Origin of the sequence: Thiolapillus sp., from assembly GCF_048562965.1 — a bacterium.
GTDB lineage: Bacteria > Pseudomonadota > Gammaproteobacteria > Chromatiales > Chromatiaceae > Thiolapillus > Thiolapillus brandeum_A.
Genome location: NZ_JBHNMF010001076.1, coordinates 1 through 925, shown reverse-complemented (window position 1 = coordinate 925; position 925 = coordinate 1). Strand labels below are relative to the sequence as shown.

Annotated in this window: 1 protein-coding gene; it reads right to left on the bottom strand. The window is 53.0% G+C overall.

Annotated features, from left to right (window positions below):
• Positions 1 to 33: 33 nt before the first annotated feature.
• The gene (locus tag ACOCD2_RS22380; protein ID WP_293675365.1) at positions 34 to 831 is read right to left on the bottom strand and encodes an MMPL family transporter; all 798 of its coding nucleotides are present in this window, start codon (positions 829 to 831) and stop codon (positions 34 to 36) included.
• Positions 832 to 925: the final 94 nt, after the last annotated feature.

Here is a 925-nt window from a genome sequence, read left to right as displayed (position 1 = left end):
TTAAGGATTGGCACAAAAAACAACCGGAATTATTCAAAAAGAAAATCTATGATCTATCGGGACTTGACAGGTAACAAAGGTCAGCGTAACGGCAATACCCATGTTTTTGCTCATCAGCTGCAACGCCCTGCGCGGCTTTTTCCCTTTGCGGATGCCCGCCTGGTATTCCGTGAGCAAGTGAATATCCTCGGTCGAACCGATAATAATCAGCAGAGCCGGAATAATGGAAGTCATGATATTCACAGGTATGCCCAATACCGCCATCAGGCCCAGCGTCCACAAGATGCTCACCCCTGCCGTTGCCAGGGGTATGACGGCGACAAGCAAGTGACGCAGGGCAACGATCAGTGTGGCTACCAGCATCAGCAAAGCCAACGGCACGATGGTGGTTTGGTCTTGCCGGATACGCTCGGAAATACCGGTGCGTATATACGGGTCACCCACATGGAATACGGTATGCAGCCTGTTCTGCAGGGGTGCCAGTGCCTCATCCAGCATGTGTGAGACTGCCTGATCAGAACCATACTGTTGACTCTTCACATCGAGATAGACGTTGATGGCCATAGCCGTGCCATCGGGCGACAGCAGATTTCTGGCAATCAGAGGATTGTTCAATGCAGCCTGTCGGACGGCTTCTGCCTCGGCAGGCGTGGCAGGTATTTTGCTGAGGTATGGGGCTGTATAGATGTAGCCGTCTATCGTGCGCACATAGCGGCGTGAAAAAAGACTGTCGGTGCGTTGCACCCAGGGGGAGGCATTTATACGGTTGACTGCATCCCGGACGGCAGACAGCTTTTCCGGCTGAAACAGGGTAAGCGCCCAAGAATCCACACCTGTTTTCCCGACCTGACCCCGTGCAGACTTTCTCCTGAAATTTCACGACACAGGAGAAATCGATGGACATGTCTGATGCCACCGAAGGCGC